At 64.3% G+C, this 20,751-nt stretch carries 19 protein-coding genes; 9 read left to right on the top strand and 10 right to left on the bottom strand.

All coding sequences use genetic code 11. The features are described from left to right. From ACK4FJ_RS19705 to ACK4FJ_RS19685, 5 genes are all read left to right on the top strand, one after another. Positions 1-1,121, top strand: a 1,121-nt coding sequence (locus tag ACK4FJ_RS19705; protein ID WP_409768525.1) for a peptidylprolyl isomerase, incomplete at its 5' end; no start/stop codon positions are given. A gap of 17 nt (positions 1,122-1,138) precedes the next feature. Beyond that, complete coding sequence (trpE, locus tag ACK4FJ_RS19700) at positions 1,139-2,659, top strand: anthranilate synthase component I (protein WP_409768523.1); 1,521 nt, start codon at positions 1,139-1,141, stop codon at positions 2,657-2,659. A 66-nt stretch (positions 2,660-2,725) separates the two neighbouring features. Further along, on the top strand, positions 2,726-3,622 hold the full coding sequence (locus ACK4FJ_RS19695) for a methyltransferase domain-containing protein (protein ID WP_409768521.1): 897 nt from the start codon (positions 2,726-2,728) through the stop codon (positions 3,620-3,622). Beyond that, the gene (locus tag ACK4FJ_RS19690) at positions 3,511-4,356 is read left to right on the top strand and encodes a DNA-3-methyladenine glycosylase I (protein ID WP_409768519.1); all 846 of its coding nucleotides are present in this window, start codon (positions 3,511-3,513) and stop codon (positions 4,354-4,356) included. The genes ACK4FJ_RS19695 and ACK4FJ_RS19690 overlap by 112 nt, the downstream gene beginning before the upstream one ends. Before the next feature lie 121 nt (positions 4,357-4,477). Continuing rightward, on the top strand, positions 4,478-5,371 hold the full coding sequence (locus ACK4FJ_RS19685; RefSeq protein ID WP_409768517.1) for a methyltransferase domain-containing protein: 894 nt from the start codon (positions 4,478-4,480) through the stop codon (positions 5,369-5,371). Here ACK4FJ_RS19685 and ACK4FJ_RS19680 read toward each other — a convergent pair. From ACK4FJ_RS19680 to ACK4FJ_RS19660, 5 genes are all read right to left on the bottom strand, one after another. Further along, complete coding sequence (locus tag ACK4FJ_RS19680) at positions 5,368-5,733, bottom strand: hypothetical protein (RefSeq protein ID WP_409768515.1); 366 nt, start codon at positions 5,731-5,733, stop codon at positions 5,368-5,370. The two genes, ACK4FJ_RS19685 and ACK4FJ_RS19680, sit on opposite strands and share 4 nt — an antisense overlap. Positions 5,734-5,756: 23 nt before the next feature. After that, positions 5,757-7,088 carry a sulfite oxidase gene (locus ACK4FJ_RS19675; protein WP_409768512.1) on the bottom strand — a complete coding sequence of 444 codons (1,332 nt, stop codon included), beginning with the start codon at positions 7,086-7,088 and terminating at the stop codon, positions 5,757-5,759. Between the two features lie 112 nt (positions 7,089-7,200). Continuing rightward, a complete protein-coding gene (locus ACK4FJ_RS19670; RefSeq protein ID WP_409768509.1) occupies positions 7,201-8,004 on the bottom strand; it encodes a hypothetical protein in 804 nt (267 codons plus the stop codon). Continuing rightward, on the bottom strand, positions 8,001-8,531 hold the full coding sequence (locus ACK4FJ_RS19665) for an RNA polymerase sigma factor (protein WP_409768506.1): 531 nt from the start codon (positions 8,529-8,531) through the stop codon (positions 8,001-8,003). The genes ACK4FJ_RS19670 and ACK4FJ_RS19665 overlap by 4 nt, the downstream gene beginning before the upstream one ends. Before the next feature lie 72 nt (positions 8,532-8,603). Further along, the gene (locus ACK4FJ_RS19660) at positions 8,604-10,085 is read right to left on the bottom strand and encodes a divergent polysaccharide deacetylase family protein (protein ID WP_409768504.1); all 1,482 of its coding nucleotides are present in this window, start codon (positions 10,083-10,085) and stop codon (positions 8,604-8,606) included. A gap of 137 nt (positions 10,086-10,222) precedes the next feature. Here ACK4FJ_RS19660 and ACK4FJ_RS19655 point away from each other — a divergent pair, with 137 nt between their 5' ends. Then, positions 10,223-10,741 (top strand): O-acetyl-ADP-ribose deacetylase, encoded by a 519-nt coding sequence (locus tag ACK4FJ_RS19655; RefSeq protein WP_409768501.1) that lies wholly within the window; start codon positions 10,223-10,225, stop codon positions 10,739-10,741. On the opposite strand, the gene ACK4FJ_RS19650 is transcribed toward ACK4FJ_RS19655, so the two are convergent. Then, positions 10,711-13,017: a methyl-accepting chemotaxis protein gene (locus ACK4FJ_RS19650; RefSeq protein ID WP_409768498.1), complete on the bottom strand. Its 2,307-nt coding sequence runs from the start codon at positions 13,015-13,017 to the stop codon at positions 10,711-10,713. The genes ACK4FJ_RS19655 and ACK4FJ_RS19650 overlap by 31 nt on opposite strands. Before the next feature lie 348 nt (positions 13,018-13,365). Here ACK4FJ_RS19650 and lexA point away from each other — a divergent pair, with 348 nt between their 5' ends. Beyond that, on the top strand, positions 13,366-14,103 hold the full coding sequence (gene lexA / locus ACK4FJ_RS19645) for a transcriptional repressor LexA (RefSeq protein WP_409768495.1): 738 nt from the start codon (positions 13,366-13,368) through the stop codon (positions 14,101-14,103). A gap of 66 nt (positions 14,104-14,169) precedes the next feature. Here lexA and ACK4FJ_RS19640 read toward each other — a convergent pair whose 3' ends face one another. After that, a complete protein-coding gene (locus tag ACK4FJ_RS19640) occupies positions 14,170-14,304 on the bottom strand; it encodes a DUF3309 family protein (RefSeq protein ID WP_409768492.1) in 135 nt (44 codons plus the stop codon). Positions 14,305-14,390: 86 nt separating this feature from the next. Further along, positions 14,391-16,601, bottom strand: a complete 2,211-nt coding sequence (locus tag ACK4FJ_RS19635; protein ID WP_409768489.1) for a ComEC/Rec2 family competence protein — start codon at positions 16,599-16,601, stop codon at positions 14,391-14,393. 117 nt (positions 16,602-16,718) lie between these two features. On the opposite strand from ACK4FJ_RS19635, the gene gltX reads away from it, so the two are divergent. After that, the gene (gltX, locus tag ACK4FJ_RS19630) at positions 16,719-18,122 is read left to right on the top strand and encodes a glutamate--tRNA ligase (RefSeq protein ID WP_409768486.1); all 1,404 of its coding nucleotides are present in this window, start codon (positions 16,719-16,721) and stop codon (positions 18,120-18,122) included. Between the two features lie 4 nt (positions 18,123-18,126). Then, positions 18,127-18,675 carry an RBBP9/YdeN family alpha/beta hydrolase gene (locus ACK4FJ_RS19625; RefSeq protein ID WP_409768483.1) on the top strand — a complete coding sequence of 183 codons (549 nt, stop codon included), beginning with the start codon at positions 18,127-18,129 and terminating at the stop codon, positions 18,673-18,675. 16 nt (positions 18,676-18,691) lie between these two features. Here ACK4FJ_RS19625 and ACK4FJ_RS19620 read toward each other — a convergent pair whose 3' ends face one another. Together ACK4FJ_RS19620 and ACK4FJ_RS19615 are read right to left on the bottom strand one after the other, a co-directional pair. Beyond that, on the bottom strand, positions 18,692-19,642 hold the full coding sequence (locus tag ACK4FJ_RS19620; protein ID WP_409768480.1) for a calcium/sodium antiporter: 951 nt from the start codon (positions 19,640-19,642) through the stop codon (positions 18,692-18,694). 71 nt (positions 19,643-19,713) lie between these two features. After that, positions 19,714-20,598, bottom strand: coding sequence for a hypothetical protein (locus ACK4FJ_RS19615; protein WP_409768477.1), 885 nt, complete (start codon positions 20,596-20,598; stop codon positions 19,714-19,716). Between the last annotated feature and the right edge of the window lie 153 nt (positions 20,599-20,751).

The raw sequence follows: 20,751 nt of genomic DNA, 5'->3' as shown, positions 1-20,751 counted from the left end.
GCGCCGCCTATGTGACGCCGGAAAAACGCGCCGTCGAGCAGGTGGTATTCGCCACCGAGGCCGAAGCCAAGACCGCCTTCGAGGCCGTGCAGAAGGGCGAGGATTTCATCGCCATGGCCGCGCGACTGCAGAAACTGAAGCCCGAAGACGTGAAGCTCGGTACCGTCACCAGGGACGAACTGCCGGCCGGCATCGCCAATGCCGTCTTCGCCCTGCCGCTGAACAAAGTGGGCGAGCCGGTTACCTCGCCGTTCGGCTGGCATCTGGCCCGCGTCACCGCGATCCAGCCGGGCACCACCAAGAGCCTGGACGAAGCAAAGGCCGAGCTGCGCCAGCAGATCGCCCTGCGTAAGGCGACCGAGGGCCTGGTCAAGCTGCGCCAGCAGATCGACGACCAGATTGCCGGCGGCGCCACCCTGGACGAGATCGCCGCCGCACAGAAGGCCGAAGTGAACCGTGCCGCCGACATCGATGCCCAGGGCACGGGCGTGGATGGCAAGCCGGTCGAAACCCTGCCGAAACTGCCGAGCTTCCTGGCCGAGGCCTTCGACATGGATGCCGATGCCGAGCCGCATATCGTCGACCAGCCGAATGGCGGTTTCCTGATCGTGAAGGCGGCAGACATCAAGCCGGCTGCCCTACGCCCTCTGGCCGACGTGAAGGACAGCGTCGTTGCCGCCTTGCAGCAGCGCGCCCGCAGCGAAGCCGCCGCGGAAGCCGCAAAGCAGATCGCCGAGCGCCTGCGCAGCGGCGGCGATCTTGCCAAGGAAGCGGCGGCCGTGGGCGCCAATGTCCAGCTCAGTGCGCCGCTCTCGCGCAGCGGCCAACCGGCCGAACGCGCGCTGTCGCCCGCAGTGATCAGCGCGCTGTTCAACGCCAAGCAGCCGGGCGAGATCGTGACCGGCCCCGCCGGCGCCAACCCAGCCAATGCCGTCGTGGCCCGTCTGACCCGCATCGAACCGGCCGACCCGGCGGCGATTGCCCGCCAGAAGGAACAGACCGCGCAGCAGCTGGCCGGCGGCATCGCGCAGGACCTCGTGCAGCAGTATCGCCAGACCGTGCAGAAGGATATCGGCGTCAAGGTCGATCCGGCGGCCCGCCTGCGCGCCACCGGACTGTAATCGCCTCACCGCCGCCGATGAAGATCACGCCCGACTATGCCAGCTTCGCCAAGGCCTACATGGCCGGCGAGGCCCAGGTGCTCTCCACGCAACTGGTCGCCGACTTGGAAACGCCGGTTTCGGCCTTCCTCAAGCTGGCCGATACGCGGCCGTGGTCCTGCCTGCTGGAATCGATCGAGGGCGGTGCGGTGCGGGGCCGTTATTCGATCATCGGCCTGAAGCCCGACCTGCTGTGGCGCTGCAAGGGCCAGAAGGCCGAGATCAACCGCAAGGCCCGCTTCGATCAAACTGCTTTTGAGCCGTGCGCCGAACCGACGCTGGAATCCCTGCGCAAGCTGCTGGCCGAGAGCCACATCGATCTGCCCAGCCATCTGCCGCCGATGGCTGCCGGCATCGTTGGTTTCATGGGCTACGACATGGTTCGGCTCATCGAGCCAAAGGTGCCCGACAACAATCCGGACGCACTGGGACTGCCTGACGGCCTGCTGATGCGGCCGACCGTGATGGCGATCTTCGACTCCGTGCTCGACATGATCACACTGGTCACGCCGGTGCGGCCGCAGACCGGCATGGATGCCCGTGCCGCCTATGCCATGGCCAGCGAACGCCTGAGCGACGCAATGGCCGATCTCGACCGCCCGCTGGGTGCCGTGCGTGACCAGATCGCCGATCTGGACGCCCTGCCCGAGCCGCAATCGAACATGTCGCCCGACGACTACATGGCGATGGTGCACAAGGCGAAGGACTACATCGCCGCAGGCGATATCTTTCAGGTCGTGGTCGGCCAGCGCTTCAGCCTGCCCTTCCGCCTGCCGCCGTTTGCGCTCTATCGCGCGCTGCGGCGGACAAATCCTTCGCCTTTCATGTTCTATCTCAATCTCGGCGGCCCCTGCCTAGTAGGTTCCTCGCCCGAGATCCTGGTGCGCCTGCGCGACAAAACTGTGACGATCCGGCCCATCGCCGGCACCCGCAAGCGCGGCGCAACGCCCGCCGAGGATGAAGCCCTGGCGCAGGACCTGCTCAGCGATCCCAAGGAACTGGCCGAACACCTGATGCTGCTCGACCTCGGGCGCAACGATGTGGGCCGCGTGGCCAAGATCGGCACAGTGAAGGTCACCGAACGCAACCAGATCGAGCGCTACAGCCATGTGATGCACATCGTGTCCAACGTCGAGGGCAAGATTCGCCCCGACCTGGATGCACTGGATGCGCTGTTCGCGGGTTTCCCGGCCGGCACGGTCTCGGGCGCCCCGAAGGTGCGGGCGATGGAGATCATCGACGAACTGGAGCCCGTGCGGCGCAGTTTCTATGCCGGCGGCGTGGGCTATTTCTCGGCCAATGGCAGCATGGACACCTGCATCACCCTGCGCACCGCCCTGGTGAAAGACGGCACCATGTATGTTCAGGCCGGGGCCGGCATTGTGGCCGACAGCGATCCGATGTCGGAACATGTAGAATGCGTCAACAAGGCCAAGGCACTGATCCGCGCCGCCGAAGAAGCCGAACGTTTCGCCAGCCGCGGCGGCCGCGGCCAGTAATCCTCGATTCGGCTTCATCCCATAATCCGGTTGCCGCTTTCACGCCCATGGCGCTATCGTTGCGCCATGCAAAGCGACCCTTCCACAGAAGCCGCAGACTGGGAACGCCGCGGGATCGAAGCCGACAGCCGGGGCCAGCATGCCGAGGCTGAAGCCTGTTTCGCCAAGGCGGTAGCCTGCGATGAAAGCCGCGAGATTTCGTGGGTCGGCCTCGCCTTCAGCTTGATCAACCAACGGCGGGCGGACGATGCCATCGCCAGCCTGCGGCGCGCCAATATTGCACGCCCCCATTGCGGTGTGGTCAGCCACTTACTGAAAGCCATGACCGGCGAAATCACATCCCGGGCGCCAAACGATTACATCACCTTTCTGTTCAACGGCTACGCAGCCAATTTCGACCAGCATCTTACCAGCCTGCAATACCAGGGTCCGCAGATGCTGGCCCAACTGATCCAGCGCGCCGGCTGGGTTGCCGACGGCTCGCGCCGGATCATCGATATCGGCTGCGGCACTGGCCTGAGCGGTCTCCCCCTGCGAGCCTATGCCAGCCATCTCGAAGGTGCCGACCTATCCGCTGGCATGCTGGAGCAGGCGCTGAAGCGCGGTGTTTACAATCATTTGTGGCATGGCGAAGCCCATGCCGTCCTGCGCCGTCTGCCGACTGGCAACTATGACGCCGTGGTCGCGGCCGACACCCTGGTCTATATCGGCGATGTCGCGGAACTGTTCCGGCTGGTGCATGCCGTACTAAAGCCGGATGGCGATTTTTTATTTACCGTGGAGTCCTGCGATGCCGGTTTCACCCTGATGAAATCCGGCCGCTATCAGCATGCCGATGCCTATCTGCAGGGATGCGCGACCGGGTTGTTCACCTGTGCCGATCATATCGATGGCGCCATTCGCACCGAGGTGAAAGCTGCCATCCCCGGTTCAGCCTATCGCTTCACCAAAGTCGCTTCTTAAGGATTCCGCGCATGCCCACCGCATTCAAGACGATTTTGTCCCGCGCGGCCAAGCGCAAGGGCGGCGAAGCCAAACTCAAGAAACTGCTGCCGCCCAGGCCGGATCACAAAACACTGGCGAAACTGAAAGACGACCGCGCATTGTCCGAAATGGCTAAACGGGTCTTTTCCGCTGGCTTTGTCTGGAGCGTGATCGAGAACAAGTGGGATGGCTTCGAGGCGGCCTTTTTGAACTTTGACCCGCGCAAGCTGCTGCATAAACCGGACGAATTCTGGGAAAAGCTGGCATCCGACAAACGGATCGTCCGTAACCCGCAGAAAATCCGTTCCGTGCGCGATAATGCCCAGTTCATTCAGGATATCGCTGCCGAACACGGTAGTTTCGGCAAACTACTGGCCACCTGGCCAATGGACGATCAGGTCGGCCTGCTGGAATTGTTAGCCAAGCGAGGCGCGAGACTGGGCGGGAATACCGGGCAATACCTGATCCGTTTCCTCGGCCGCGACAGCTGGATCGCCTCGCGCGATGTGGTGTTGTGCCTGCGCGACGCCGGCGTGGAAATTCCGGAGAATCCGACTTCGAAACGCGACCGGTTGAAAATCCAGGCGCAAATGAATGCCTGGGTCAAGGAAAGCGGCCTGCCGCTCACTCATATTTCGCGGATATGTGCCATGTCGATCGGCCCGAATTACGATGTGGACACACTGCGGAAGGCTATGGGCGGCGAAGAGTAAAATGGTGAATTTCGCTTAACCATGCCTCACGGCCGGCATGGTTAGCGAGCCGTAAATCGTCGTAATAATTTTGCTAAATAATTACATCGTATTGGGGATTGATTGCTCCTAGCTTGAGGGCATGCAACACGATGTTACACTCGATGCGATCATTTGGCAGCAGCGCGGCATTCGCGCGCTGGAAAGTGGTCGCCCTGCCGAGGCAGAAGACTATTTCTCCAAGGCTGTGACGGTGGCAGATTCTGCGCTGTCTTGGCTTGGCCTGGCCATGAGCCAGATCGACCTGAAGCGGAATGCTGCAGCCATCGAAAGCCTGCATCGCGCGCAGAAACTGTCGCCGCAATCGGGCGTGATTAATCATCTTCTGGCCTCTCTTAAGGGCTGTAAACCCGAACGCGCACCCGCAGCTTTTGTGAACTGGCTGTTCAACAGCCGGGCAGCCCATTTCGACAGCCACCTTTCGCGTCTCGCCTATCGTGGACCCGAAATGTTGCAGCAGCTCGCCGTCAATGCCGGCTGGAACACCGAGGCCGGTCGCCGAATCGTCGATCTCGGGTGCGGCACCGGCCTGAGCGGCGTGCCGTTCCGTCCCTATGCCGCCCGCCTTGACGGCGTCGACATGGTGCCCGGCATGCTGCAGCAGGCCCAGCGGCGCGGCATTTACGACAGCCTGCAGCAGAACGAGCTGCATGTCGCGCTAAAATCCATGACTGACGCTGCTTATGACGCCGCCCTGGCCGCCGATACGCTGATCTATGTCGGCAGGCTGGACGAATTGTTTATCGAATTGGATCGGGTTCTGGCACCGGGCGGCAATTTCCTGTTCACAACCGAACTCGGCGCAGCGGGCAGCGGCTACACCCTTCTCCCGACCGGCCGCTACAGCCATGCCGAGGATTACCTGCTGGCCTGCGCCGGTGGCCGTTTCCGCATGGAGGACCGCGTCGACGGCTGCATCCGGGTGGAAGACGGCCGCATGACGGCCGGCTGCGCGTATCGCTTCGCCAAATCCTAATTCGCAGTCGACCGGTTCAGGAATGGATTGGTGTAACCACGGCCTTTTGGCGGAAACGCCTTGGCCAGGTAATCCAGTGTCTTGTCCAGGTCCTCGCCTTCCAGCGGCGCCATGTTGTGCTTCTCGACCATGATGGTCAGCACCTCGGCCCAGCGCTCGCGGCTATGCCCCTGCGCACGGACCAGATCGGAACCATGGCAGGCCGTGCAGATATAGAAAACCTCGTCGCGGTTTTCCCCATCGGGAAACACGGTCGGCTCCTCGGGTTCCCGCTCGGCAGGCGATGGCTGGGCAAGGACGGCGCCGCCGGCAACAAGAGCCAGCGACGCCGCCAGTACAACGGCAGCAAACCAACTCGTCATGGATGTGCGATCCTCCCCCGTATTCAGGCGGGGATCAGCACGGCGATGCGATGCATCACGTTGCCGCCATAACCCTGCGGATTCCAGTTGGCTGCCGCATGGCTCTGGCCGCGACCGGTGCTGTCGATGGCGCGGACCCAGAACTCGTAATACCCCTCCGACGGCACGGTCAGATCGGCATTCCAGGTCTGCCAGGCGTATTTGTTGGCCGCCTTGCCCACTTTCGCTTTGCGCCAGGTCTGGCCGTAATCGGCCGATACATGCACCTCCGATACGGAATGTTCGCCGGCCCAGGCATGGCCGCGCAGCGCAATCGCTCGGGTGCCCGCCTTCAGCTCGGTGCCGTTGGCTATGTTCGTGATGATCGAACGAACCGGCATCGACTCCAGGATGCGGAAGTTTTTCGGATCGGCCTTGCTGCCCGGGATCATCGGCTTGATCGGCACACGATAGCTGGTGCCCGTCATGCCCTGGCCGTCATGTTCCTTGTCACGAACCCAGATCCGGCTGAGCCATTTCTGCGAGGTCGAACCCGGCCAGCCCGGCACGATCAGGCGCAGCGGCGCGCCGTTGATATGCGGGATCGGCCCGCCATTCACCGCATAGGCGATGAGAGTATACTCTTCCATCGCCTTGGCGATCGGCATGCCGCGGCTGATCGCCGGCTTGCTGGCGTCGCCCGAGAGATGGGTGTCGCGACCGTAATGGCCGGTAAAGACGGCACTGGATTTCAGTCCTGCCGCCTCCAGCACATCCTTCAGCCGCACGCCGGTCCAGCGCGCATTCGAGATCGCCCCGTTGGTCCACTGGTTGCCGCTGGCCTTGGGCTCGAAGAAGCTGCGACCGTTGCCGCCGCATTCCATCTGCAGCGCATAAGTCACCGGTTTGAATTTCTGTTTCAGTTCGCCAAGCGTGAGCTTCAGCACATTGTTCACCTCACCATCGACGGTCAGGTCCCAGGCATCGGGATTGCTGGCCGCCTCGGGTGGGGTGCCGTTGTTGCGGATGAATATCTTGTCGTTCGGCGTGATGTCGTCGTTGAGCAGATGCTCGGGTGTCTCGGCCACGAAAGGCTTGCCGCCAAGGATTACCAGTTCGGCCTTGCCGTCCATCTTGAGGATTTTCGGCGCTGCAGCGCTGCCCTGCGCCATGGCGGCGGGGATCAGACCGGATGGCATGTTCCCGCTGAAGGGGATCGCGCCGCCCACCATGGCGCCCATGGCTGCAAGCCCGGTGCCCTGCAGGAAGCCGCGCCGGCTGGCGCCGCTGCGACGGCCGAAGACCAGGGCATCGGCACGCTCGGGATCATCCCGGTACAATTCGAAAAAGCCGCGTTCTTTCCAACCCATCGCCATGGCGCTTCCTCCGGTTCTGCCCGCTTCTTCATGGAAACGGGCTTGTAAGGAGTAAGACGGAAGGCTTGGTCGGTTTATTCCGTAGCGAGTGAAAAATTTCCGCCTGGCATGATCAGGCAGGACAAGGCAGGGCCGGATCGGCCGATTGCTGCAGTGCCATACGGGTCAGGGTGTCGACCTGAAAGCGTTCGCGGGTGATTCGCGCCACGGCGGAGGCAAGGATGACGAAGCGCTGCGCATCCATGTCACGGGTCATCAGGGCATAGCCCTTATGCTCCACGCGCCAGACAAAGGCCGAGAGGCCGTCGATCTGCTGCCGCGCCGGCTCGGCCGTGAAGTCCGGAAAAGCCTGGCCGATCCACAGACTGACCCGACAGCCGCGCGGACCACGAAAGCCCACCAGGATGCCGCCGCCCTGCCCCATTCTCCGTTCACCCGGCACCGCAGCCGGCACTACATGGCTGAGCGTAAGCCCGGCGGCACTGAGATCGGGAATTTCAGTCAGCGCCAGCGGCGTCGTGGCCGGACTTGGGCCAACCGCACCGGACGGGCCGTTGATCCACGCGCGGTGCAAACCAGCCGCCGCCAGCAGGGCAGTCGACGTATTGTCCTTGGCCGGCCAGACCGAAACCAGCGTCGCCGCGCCGAGACCAAGCGCCAGCAGCAGCGAGGCCGCGGCAAGCACAAGGCTGGCAAGCGGCCGGCGGCGATAGCGGGGTTGCGGCAGGACTGGTGGCGACATGTCGGGCATATCGGCCGGCATGGCGTTCGCGGCGCTGGCCTTCAGCCGGGTCAGAGTCGCCACCTGGGCCGCGAGATCGGGATCGCCGGCCACGGCAGCCGCCACCCGGGCCGCGCTGGCAGCATCCAGCTCGCCATCGACATAGGCGTTCAGCATATCCCACGAGGGCGTCACGACCGGCGTCTCCGTGCCTTTTCCAGAACCTGTACCTTGCCGCCGATGATCTGCAGCAGCAACAGCCGCGCCCGGCTCAGCCGGCTCATCACCGTACCGACCGGCACATGCAGAATCTCGGCAGCTTCCGCATAGCGGAAACCCTGGATATCGACCAGCACAACCACCTCGCGATGCGGCAGGTCGATCTGCTCCAGGGCCTCACGCACCGCCATGTCGTCCAGCAGCCGGTCGTCATAATACCACGGCGCCGGTGCTTCAATCTCGGCCATGCCCAGTGCTGCGCCATCTACGATGGGCGAGCCGCGCTCCTGCCGGTATTGGTCAATCCAGGCATTGCGCAGCACCTTGAAGGCCCAGGCCTGCTCGCGACCGCTTTGCGGCGGCGCAGCGCGGGATGCCAAGGCGTTCAACGCCGCCTGCTGCATCAGGTCGCGCGCGGCCTCGCGGTCTCCGGTCAACGCCAGGGCATAACGGAACAGGGCCGCCCAATGCTCGATCAATATGGTTTCTATGCCCTGCAGCACGGGCCGCCATCCGGATACGTTTCCCCGCCGCCAAGACTGCGCGGCGGCGACCGGAATGTCACGCCGTATTTTTCAGCGTTCCTGCTGCTGGCGACGCAACAGCACGGTGCTGACCGGCACCAGGCTGAAACCCTTTTCCTTCGCGCCCGCCATCCAGTTTTCCAGCGCGCTCAGGGTGGCGGCATGGGGATGGCCGATGACGATCACATCCCCGCGGGCGCGGGCAATGCGTTCCATGGCAGCGATTTCATGGCCGATGCCGGGCGAACGGTCGTCATCGAGGAACAGGTCGCGTTCTGCGGCATCCAGACCGCGCCGGCGCGCCTGCGTCGGCCCGGCGGAACTCGGTCCCGACAGGCTATCGAGCCAGAAGACCTGGCGACGCCCCAGCGCCTCCATCACCTGCGCCATACGCGTCGCATCGGCGGTGAAGCGGCTGCCCATGTGATTGTTGACGCCGACATAGTCGCTGAAACGGTCGAGATGCCAGTCCAGCCGGCGCTGCAGCTCGGCGGCATCGAGATTGACATAAAGTGCGTTCGGCCCCGGATTGTGCCGCTTGGCATCCAGCGGTTCCATCGGCAGATGCAGCATCACTTCATGGCCTGCGGCACGCGCGGCCGCCGCCTGCTCGGAGAGGTCGGCGGCGTAGCTCATGAACGACAGCGTGATCGGACCAGGCAGTTTCATCGCGCGCTGGGTACCGCGCCGGTCAAGACCGGCATCATCAATGATGATGGCCACATAGGGCGGTTTCGCGCCTGAAGGTGGTGTCACGGCGCGTACCCGCCATGCATGGACGTCGCCACTGCCACGCGAGGGCGCCAGGGATGGCGGCGGCACGGCGGCAGCGAGTTGCACCGCTGGCTCGACCTGCCTGGGGCCCACGCGCTGCACGGCCACCGGAATATCGGCGGCCGATCGCAGCGACTTCGGTGCTTCGGTTTTGGTCGGCGATGCAGCCTGGACTGGAACCGGGGCCTGCTTTTCTGCCTGCACAGGAGCGGGGGTCTCGGCGGGCCTGGTTTCCCGTGGTGCAGGAGCAGCAACAGGCTGGGCCACTTCAACTGGTGGCACGACATCGGCGACAACCGATGCCGGCGGTTCGGTCGGCGGCAGCATTGGCGGCGGGGGCGGCGCGACAGCGACACGGGCGAGATCGGAAACCGGTCGCCAGCCCTGCTGCGGCGCGGCCGAAGTAGCGGTTACCGGAGCGGCAGGTACCGATACAGGCGATGGCGCAATGGCTGCGGTGTTGGCCAGTGGTGCGACGGCGGCCACGGCAGGCTGCGGCAACGGTGCGTGACCAACGGCCATGCCAACAGCGACACCGCCGGCCAGCAATGCAGCGGCAGCCGTCATCAGCGGCCAGTTCGCGGCAACGAAGCCACGCGGTTTCATAGATGGGGCGACAGTCCCGCGCTGTGCAGGCGGAATGACCTGCCCCGGCACAGCCTGGGCCTGCACGGCACTATAGGCACTGGCGGCCGACTGCGCGGTGGCAGCGCGGCGCGGCTTGAGTCTCAGCGGCGGCGTGTCGGCAGGATCGTTCATCTCGACCCGGTTAAAGGATTGCGGCAGGCACGGCAAGCGCAGCGTGCAAAGCGTTGCCCCCATTGTCGTTTCGCTATGGTTAGCAAAAGGTAAAGACAGGCCGTGCCGGCGATTCGCAACCCTGCTAGGATTCGGCCATGACGAACTCACGCATCGCTGTCGTTACCGGCGACATCACGCGGCTGGAGGTGGACGCCATTGTCAATGCGGCGAATGAAAGCTTGCTGCCCGGCGGCGGCGTCTGCGGCGCCATCCATCGCGGCGCCGGTCCGGAACTGGAAGCGGAATGCCGCCGCATCGGCCACTGCCCGACCGGAGAAGCGCGGATCACCGCCGGTTACCGGCTGCCCGCCCGTCATGTGATCCACACCGTCGGCCCGGTCTGGCGAGGCGGTGCGCAGGGCGAACCAGCTCTGCTGGCCGCCTGCTATCGCAACAGCCTGGCGCTGGCCATACAGCACGACCTCTCGAGCATTGCCTTCCCCGCCATCTCGACCGGCATCTACGGTTATCCGCTGGATGCCGCAACGGCGATAGCCGTGGCCGAGACCCGCCGTTGGGTGGCGGCGCAGCCAAAGCCCGAGCGCGTGATCTTCTGCTGTTTCTCGGACCGCGACGCGGCGGTTTATTCCGCCGCTCTCGCCGCCGGTTCCTGATCGAGCCGGAAGAAGGTGATCGAAGCAGCGAGGTCGCGCGCCTGATCAGCCAGCGACTGCGCCGAGGCCGTGGTCTCCTCCACCAGTGCGCCGTTGCGCTGGGTCATCTCGTCCATCTGCGCCACGGCGTCGTTGATCTCGTCCAGGCCCGAGGCCTGTTCCTGGCTGGCAATCGAGATTTCCTCGATGATGCCGGCCACGCGCTTCACCGCATCGACGATGCCGCTTAACGACCCGCCCGCCTCGTTCACCAGCTTGGCGCCGTCGCGTACCTGGCTGTTCGACTCCTGGATCAGGGCCTTGATGTCCTTCGAGGCATCCGCCGAACGCTGTGCCAGCGCCCGTACTTCCTGCGCCACCACGGCGAAGCCCTTGCCGGCTTCGCCAGCGCGGGCCGCCTCGACTGACGCATTCAGCGCCAGCAGGTTGGTCTGGAAGGCGATCTCGTCGATCAGACCGACGATATCCACGATCTTGCGCGCGCTTTCCTCGATCTGCCCCATCGCGGAGACGGCACGGTCGACCACGGCGCCACCCTTGTCGGCGGTGTCGCGTGCTGTGACTGCAAGCTGGCTGGCCTGCCGCGCATTGTCGGCATTGTGACGCACGGTGGCGGTGATCTGCTCCATCGACGCGGCCGTACGCTGCAGACTGGCGGCCTGCTGCTCGGTGCGCTGGGCCAGGTCGTTGCTGCCGACCGAAATCTCGGCCGAGGCATCGCGCACATTGCCCGCCGTCTGGCTCAGGCGGCCGACGATCTCGGCCAGCTTGCCGGCCAGCGTGTTGGCATTCTCGGCCAGTTGGGCGAACAGGCCGCGATGGTCGCCGTCGATGCGATGCGTCAGATCGCCATGGGCCAGTGATTCCAGCATCTGTCCCAGGTCGTTCAGCGCACGCTCCACCGTACCCAGCAGGTCGTTCACGCCTATGCCCAGTGTGCGCATGACGCCCTGCAGTGCGTCGGCATCGATGCGGCGGGTCAGGTCGCCGGCCGTGGCCGCCGCCACGATCTGACCAATGGCCTGCTCCAGCACATCCTCCTGCGCCTTGCGTTGTTTCTCAAACTCGACGCGGCCCTGCTCCACCTCGCGCTGCAGCTTTTCGTTTTCCTGCCCGCTGGTTTTCAGCACTTCGATGGCCCGCGCCATTTCGCCCAGTTCGTCGTCGCGCTTCGTCTCGGCCAGTTCCACCGACCAGTCGCGGTCGGCCAGCCGCCGCGCCGCCGCCGTCAGGCGGTCTATCGGCGCCGTCACCTGCGGGCCGACGAAAAAGAATCCGATCAGCGCCGCGATGCCAAGGCAGAGCACGGTGATGACGACCAGCACGATCTGCGCCGTGCTCGACTGGCCGGCGGCCTGCGCCGCCGCGCCATCGGCCGCTTTGCTGGCCTCGTCGACCAGAGCCTGCACCTTGCCCGACAATTCGGCTGCGGCATTGCGGGCGAGATTCAGTGCCACGCCCGCGGTGTTCACCGTGCGCAATTCGCCACGGCGCACACCAAACATGCTTTCCGTGCCCTGGCCGTATCCCAGCAGCTTCTGCGTGGTGGCCAGCAGTTCGGAAATATCGAACTGCTTGGACGCCCAGTCGAGTTCCTCCAGCGCCGTGCTGTTCAGCTTGGTGAATTCGGCAAACAGCTTGTCGAGTTCGGCATTGCTCGGGCCCTGTGCGGCCACGGCCAGCACGCCGACCAACTGGTTCACCGCGTTGCCCGCGGCGATCAGCGCATTGGCGGCCTCGGCCACCTCGGGCCTGGCATTGGGCTGACGCAGCTCGAAAATCGCGCGATCCAGCGCCGGCCGCATCTGCGCCTGGAAACTGAGATAGTCGGTGTTGATCTTGGCCAGAAGCTGTTCGCGGTCCGCAGTGTAGTTCAGCCGCGCGGTGACCGAGCGGTTGATCTGCGCCATCATGCGGTCCAGCGTCTCGATCGATTTGTCGATGCCTTCGATCTGCTCGGCCTGCTCCGGCGCCGCCGTCGCCTTTACCTTTTCGACCGCCAGTTTCAGTTCATCCTGCTTCGCCTTCAGGTCGGCAGCGGCCTTCTGTCGGTCGGCATCGTTGGCAGCGCTGGCCAGCACCGGGGCGTTGGCTGTCAGTTCGGCACTGGTGGCGGCCAGGTTCAGGGCCGAAACTACGGCCGGCAGGTTGGTGCTGGTGATCCCGGCATAGCTGCCCTGCACGCGCCCGAAGAACAATCCGCCAATCACATTCGCAACCAGCGTCAGACCGGCCAGAACGGCGATGGCCAGGGTAAGCTTCTGCCGAATACTCATTTTATCCTCCCTCCCCTCGGGCCGGCGATCCGGTCCCGTCGGCCTTCTGGCCGGCTGGGGCTTTGTTATGCCGCCATATTTCCCGGTACGGATGGTCCCGTAAAGGCCGGGACCCCGGCTTGCGGCATTGAATCTCTCAACCTGTAGATGGTTAAGCAACAGGGTTACCCAACATCTACCCCTGAGCCTGTGGAAAAATACTTGACCCGAATGCAGAACCTCATTAGAACATTTCGTGGATTTCTTGTTCGTTCCGCCCAGCCGGTTCTCGTTTTTCCCGGCTTCCCGAATTCACGGGGCCGCGTTTCGCGGACCAGGGCGGCCGGACTCAGACCGAGGAGGCTGACCATGCTGACCCGCAAGCAGCACGACCTGCTGCTGTACATTCACGAAAAGCTGGAGACATCCGGCGTTTCCCCCTCCTTCGAGGAAATGAAGGAGGCCATGAAGCTGAAATCCAAGTCAGGCATCCACCGCCTGGTGACCGGCCTGGAAGAGCGCGGTTTCATCCGCCGCCTTGCCCATCGCGCCCGCGCCCTGGAAGTGCTGCGCCTGCCCGATTCGGCGGTCCCGACCCGCGGCGGCGTGGGCGGCGGCAATGTCCGCAGCACCACCCCCCGCAACCGGCTGACGCCGCGTGCCGTGGAAGGCACCGGCCCGATGCAGGGCACGCCGGTGAATGTCAGCCCCTATAATGCGCGCGACATCGTCACCCTGCCGCTCTACGGCCGCATCGCCGCCGGCACGCCGATCGAAGCCCTGCGCGACATGAGCACACAGATCGACGTTCCCATCGGCCTGCTGGGCAATGGCGATCATTACGCCCTGGAAGTGGCCGGCGATTCGATGGTGGATGCCGGCATCATGGATGGCGACACCGTGATCATCCAGCGCAGCGACAATGCCGAGAACGGCAGCATCGTGGTCGCCCTGGTCGACGACCAGGAAGTGACCCTGAAGCGCCTGCGCCGCAAAGGCAACTCGGTTGCGCTCGAAGCCGCAAACCCGGCTTACGAAACCCGCATCTTCGGACCCGACCGGGTCAAGGTGCAGGGCCGGCTGGTCGGCCTGCTGCGGCGCTACTAACCACGAAACATTGGATTGCAAAAAAGGCGGGATCATCTCCCGCCTTTTTCTTTTTCGGTCGGCCGATCAGGCCACGATGTTTCCCGCCAGCATGAAGGCCAGGAAAGTCAAGATCACCAACGCTACCATTCCGCCTGGCACCACGCTCCAGTTGCGACTATAGGGCCAGATCGGCAGGACCAGCAGGAGCAGCACAGCCATAATAACGAGAATGGGGATCACGGCAGTCTCCTTGTTTTTATTCTGTCGCTCCCCCAACGCCGTCATAGCGGAATTGTTCCCTTGGATCAGCGATTCTCCCCGCCGGCCTCGCGCACCGCCCCATGGCCTTTGGCGACCACCCAGGGCCGGTGACCGCGTTGCTGCGCCACGGTCACAACGTCGATGCCGGTCTGGCGATCCAGATACAGGGCATGGGCGCCGCCGCGCCACAGATCGTTACGGTCGATCACCACCCGGGCCGACGGGCAGCGGTAACGCACCGCCATCTGGGTCGCGATCACCGCATCGGCATGGCGGCAATCTTCCGTAATGGCCCGCGGCTGCCTGGGCAGGGCGACGAGAAGACCGTGATACCGCCAGGCACAGCCGGCCGGATCGCAGCGCAGGCTGCCATCGGCGCCAACGCGCCCTTCCGTTTCATTCCGCCGCAGATTCGGCCAGGGATGCAGCATCGGAGTGCCAAGCCTTTCCCACCATGTCTCGGCGGCAAAACCGCGCGGCGGCGCGCTGGAGAAATAGACGCGGCCATCCTGCGCACGTGCCGCCAGCAGGCGGCCATCGCCCGATACCAGCATGTCAGGCTGCGCAATCAGCCAGGGTGAAAATGCGCCTGCACATATGACGGTCAGGCCCAACCAGCGCCAGCGCCGCCGCCATAGGCAGAGCCACAATCCACCCAATGTGATCGCCGTCAGCCCCCAGTTCGGCATCGCCGGCACGGTCCCCAGCATATCGGGCCACCCAGCCACCCACTGCGCCAGAGCGATCAGCAGATCCACGCCCCACACCATCGGCGTGAGTGCCAGCACCTCCAGCCCCAACGGCATCAGGATGAAGGCCAGCACGACAAGCGGCATGATCCAGAAATCCACCAGCGGTGCCGCCAGCAGGTTGGCGATCAATGCGTAATCGGCCACGCGATTGAAATGATAGGCGGCATACAGCGACGATCCGAGGCCGGCCACCAGGCTGGCAGCCATCACACCGATCAGCCACAGCAATGCGATGCGCAGCGGCCCGGCCTGCTGGCGCCATCGCATCAAACGCGGCGCGAGATCCTCGAAAGCCGCCACCAGCGCGGTAACGGCCGCAAACGACATCTGGAAACCGGGATCGAGCAGGCTGTCGGGCCAGAGAACCAGCATCAGCAGTGCCGCCCAGGCCACTGCGCGCAGGGTGATGGCCCGACGGTCGAGCATCACTGCCAGCAGGACCAGCGCGATCATCAGCAGGGCGCGCAGCGTGGGCCAGGCCGCACCCGAAACCAGCGTATAGGCCAGCGCGCCGAGCAACGCAGCGCCCGCCGCCCATTTCTTGATCGGATGATGCAGCGCCAATGCCGGAACCAATGCGAGCGCGGCGCGCACCAGAAAGAACAGCAGCCCCGCCACCAGCGTGAGATGCAGCCCCGAGATCGAGAGGATATGCGCCAGGCCGGAATCGCGGAAGGCCGTGTCGACATGATCGGGGATCGGACCGCGCACGCCGGTCATCAATGCAGTGGCGATCGCACCGCCCGCCCCCTCGGCCTGCGCCACGATGCGGCGCGTCCAGTCCTGCCGCAGGGTGCTGAGGCCCAGCATCGTGGCCTCACGCAAACTCATGTCTTCGCCAGCCGGCATCGCTTCCGGCGTGCTGATGGCATAACCGACGCCGCCGATCTGCCGGAACCAGGCGTAACGGGCGAAATCGAAAGCGCCGGGCATGGCGGGCTCGGGCGGTGGCAGCAGCATGGCGCGCACCCGGATGCGTTCACCCGGCCATAACAGGTCGCCATCGCGGCGCAGGGTGATGCGCAGGCGCTTTGGTGTCTCGTCGGCACCAAAGCCCGGCAGCACCAGGTCGTCCAGAAACAGACGATGGCCGGCATCGCGCGGCTCGATCTCGAGGACGCGGCCTTCCAGCCAGACGGCGCCGCTGGGCCGCTGCAGCACCGGAGCAGAGACAGCAGCCCCGCGTTCGGCTGCCAGCCAAAGGCCGCACAGTATGGTCAGCAGGACCAGCAGCGGCAGATGCCAGGACGGCCGGCGCAGGGTCAGCAGCAAAGCCAGCGCCCCGGCAGCGACACCCAGCCGCAACGACGGCAGGGACGGCTCGACCGGCAGCAAAAAATACGTCGCTATGCCACCGCCCAGCAGGGCCGGCAGCCAGAGGAACCAGCGGTCGCGCTCGGCCAGGAAACACGCGACGACATCGAAATCCCGCAGATCGCGCCAGCCAGTGGTGATGCCGGCGGCGATCCGCCGCCACAGGAGAATGCGGGCCAGCCGTGCCATGGCTGAATTCTCTGCATGGCAGCCCTGCCGTCGCCAATCCGTGCAAAACGGGAACGCGGCTTGCCCGCCTGCCCCCGTATGCTAAAACCCTGCTTCCCAAGTTTTCCGGAATGCCCGATGACCAAAGTCGTTACCCGTTTTGCCCCCTCGCCCACCGGCTACCTGCATATCGGCGGCGCCCGCACGGCGCTGTTCAACTGGCTGTTTGCCCGCCACCACGGCGGCGCCTTCCTGCTGCGCATCGAGGATACCGACCGCGAACGCTCGACCCAGGATGCGGTCGACAAGATTTTCCAGGGCCTGAAATGGCTGGGCCTGGACTGGGATGGCGAGCCGGTGATGCAGTTCGCCCGCATGAAGCGACATGCCGAAGTGGCCCACAAGCTGCTGGCCGAAGGCAAGGCCTATCACTGCTATTGCTCGCCGGAAGAGCTGGAAGAAATGCGCAACAAGGCCAAGGCCGAGGGCCGGCCGATGCGCTATGACGGCCGCTGGCGCGACCGCGATCCAAAAGATGCCCCCGTCGGCGTGAATCCCGTCGTGCGTTTCAAGGCACCGCAGACCGGCACCACCGTGATCCGGGATCACGTGCAGGGCGACGTCACTTTCCAGAACGAGCAGCTCGATGACCTGATCATCCTGCGTTCCGACGGCACGCCGACCTACAATCTCTCGGTCGTGGTCGACGATCACGACATGGGCGTGACGCATATCATCCGTGGCGACGACCATCTGACCAATGCCGCGCGGCAGACCCAGCTTTATATCGCCGCCGGTTTCGCCGTGCCGGAATTCGCGCATATCCCGCTGATCCACGGGCCCGACGGCGCCAAGCTGTCCAAGCGGCACGGTGCGCTGGGCACCGAGGCCTATGCCGATATGGGCTATCTGGCGGCGGCGATGCGCAACTACCTGCTGCGCCTGGGCTGGAGCCATGGCGACGAGGAGATCATCTCGACCGAACAGGCGATCGAATGGTTCGGCCTCGACCATGTCGGCCGCTCGCCGGCGCGCTTCGACTTCGCCAAACTGAACAACCTGAACGGCCATTACATCCGCCACAGCAGCGATGCCGATCTGCTGCAGGCCGCCCTGCCCTTCATCGAGAAGCATGCCGGCCGCGCACCGAACCAGGCCGAGCAGGCTCAGATCAAGATGCTCCTGCCTGCCGTGAAGGAACGCGCCAAGGACCTGAACGAACTGGCCGAGGCGATGCTGTTCCTGTTCGCCCAGCGGCCGATCCAGCCGGATGCGGCTGCGCAGAAGCATCTCGACGATGCCGCCAAAGCGCGGCTGAAGATCATGATCGAGACGCTGAACACCGTTTCCGACTGGACAGCGGCGAATACCGAGGCCGCAATCCGGAGTTTGAGCGAAAGCCAGCAGGTCAAGCTGGGCCAGCTGGCGCAGCCCTTGCGCGCTGCCCTCACCGGACGCACCGTGTCGCCGCCGATCTTCGACGTGCTCGCCGTGCTGGGCCGCGAGGAAACGCTGGCGCGCCTCAAAGACGCGGCCGGCTGAGATCATGCGGCCGCTGCGGCCTCCGGTGCTGATCGTGCCCGGCCTGGGCAATTCCGGGCCGGAGCACTGGCAGACCCGCTGGCAGCAGCAGAATCCCGATTTCATCCGCGTCGAACAGGCCGACTGGGACCAGCCTGATTTCACCGACTGGCTGAACCGTCTGGATGCCGCGATCCGCGCCTGCCCGACACCCCCGCTGGTGGTGGCGCACAGCCTGGCCTGCTCGCTCGTCGCACACTGGATCGCACGCCATGGCGGCAACCTGCATGGCGCGTTGCTGGTGGCGCCGGCCGATATCGATTCCGACAGCCACACACCGCCCGAGACACATGGTTTCCGGCCGATGCCTCTGGCGCGCTTTGGCTGCCCCGCCATAGTGGTGGCCAGCCGCGATGATCCTTATGTGGATTTCGGCCGGGCACAGCATTTTGCCAGATGCTGGGGTGCGCGGCTGGTCGATGCCGGCGCCTGCGGACATATCAATTCTTCCTCCGGTCTCGGCGACTGGCCATTCGGCGCGGCGCTGCTTGCCGAACTGGCGACGACGGAATGATCGCCGGCTTCGCCGGTCAGGCTCTGTTGATCGCGTAAGCCAGATAGAGCAGATAGGCCAGCACCAGCACGCTGCCCTCACGGCGGCTGATCTCGCGGCCGGATATAGCGAACATCACGATCAGTAATGTGACCACCACCAGTAATGGTAACTCGACCTCCGCCATTTCCGATGGCACCGGTCCGGGCGCCACCATTCCGGTGACGCCGCCAATGCCGAAGATGTTGAAGATGTTTGAGCCCAGCACGTTGCCCAGTGCGAGTTGCCCTTGCTTGCGGATGGCGGCCACTATGGAAGTGACCAGTTCGGGCAGTGACGTGCCCACTGCCACGATGGTCAGGCCGATCAGTGCATGCGACAAGCCGGCGAGTTCAGCCAGCGCAATGGCACCCTGGACCAGCAGCTGGGCACCGAAGATGACCCCTCCCATGCCGAGCAGGATCGGCAGGAGCGGCATGGCAACAGCGGCTGCAGAATATCTTTCTGTCGGCTGCATCGGTATATCCGCCGCATGGTTCGCGGCCTGCTTCTCCTGCCGGTAGGCGAAGATCACATAGCCGAGCAACAGCAACAGGAAGAGCGATCCTGCGATGCGGCCCAGTCCGGTGGTAAATCCTGCGGCCAGCAGCAGAGCAGAGGCGATCATCACCACGCGGCAATCGCGATTTAATGCTGCCGTCTCTACTGCCAACGGAGCGGCTAGTGCCGCCAGCCCCAGGATCAGCAGCGAATTGGCGAGATTGGATCCAATGATATTGCCGACCGCTATGGCCGGTGCGCCCACAATCGCGGCCTCAATGCTGGTGACCAGCTCGGGCATCGATGTACCGAAGCCGACCACGGTGAGGCCGATCATCAGGGGTGAAATGCCGATGGTCTTGGAGAAACGCGCGGCGCCGCGCACCAGCACTTCGCCGCCTCCCAAGAGAAGGATAAACCCGCCCAGCAGAGCAATCCCAATGCTCATATTCTATCAAGCCGTGTGCTCGAAGGCAGCCGAAGGCGCTGAGCGGATTTCATTGGATTCATGGTCGGGGATTAAAGACCGCGGCGGCGTGCTTCGGCCTGCTGCGACATGCGGGCCTGGTCGGTCATGAACTGCTGCAGCTTTTCCATTGCCGGTCGCGGCATCGGGTCCTGGCCGCTGAGCATCAGGGTCAGCGCCACACGACTGACGCCAATCCTCTGGGCCAGTTGATCGAGCGAGATGGCAGCCGACTTACAGGCCTGCGAAACGGCCACGATCGAACCCTTCTCGACATAGAAGCGGCCCCACTGCTCCTTCACGTTCAGTTTGGGCGGCAGGACTGGCAATCCAGTCGAGAACAACGGCCGCTGGGCCGATACCGATTCCGGCGCCATCAGAGGCGGCGCCACGTTGCTGGGCGTGGCCGAAAGTCTCGGCGGCGGCGGCGCGGGCTGGAATTCATCCAGGCGCGGCGCGTTTTCGATGCTCTGCTCCAGCAGCTTGCGCACCGCTTCGATCAGTTCGTGGCTGATCGGCGGCAGGTCATGCTCCTCGCCGAAGCGATCGTAGTACTGCGCGATCTCGCTTAAGCGATCCAGGCGGCGGGAAAGGAATTCGCGCGAGCCCAGCGGCAGGCGCCGGCCGGAACTGCGGATGTTGATCAGGTAAATGCGTGTCGTGTCGAGTTCCAGGATCGTGATCTTCCAGCGGATCTTGGAAAGGTGCTTGCGCAGCGGCTTCTGCTTGTTCTCGTCGAATTCCGGGATGCGGCCATCGACCAGGTCGACGAAGACGTAGAAATGCTCGATCTTCTCGACGAAGCGTTTGTAATCGGAGAAGACGCCCGAGAGATTAGCGGGCTCCTGGCAAAACGACAGCAATTCGCGGCTCTGGCTTTCCACCACGCCGACCAGCTTCAGGGTCTCCTGAACTACCGGTTTGATTGCTTCGTTCACTGCAGCGGCCTGCCTGTCCGATGCGATAGGCTCACCCGGTCCGCCCCTGCGATAAACAGGATTCGTCCTGCGATGCCTTCGCAACACCCTTTTTGTGCCAGAAAACCGTTAATACAGCAATACAGGCACAACTGTAGGTTAACGAATGATTAA

The sequence above is a fragment of the Ferrovibrio sp. genome, assembly GCF_046297595.1.
GTDB lineage: Bacteria > Pseudomonadota > Alphaproteobacteria > Ferrovibrionales > Ferrovibrionaceae > Ferrovibrio.
This window is presented reverse-complemented; position numbering and strand designations above follow the sequence as displayed.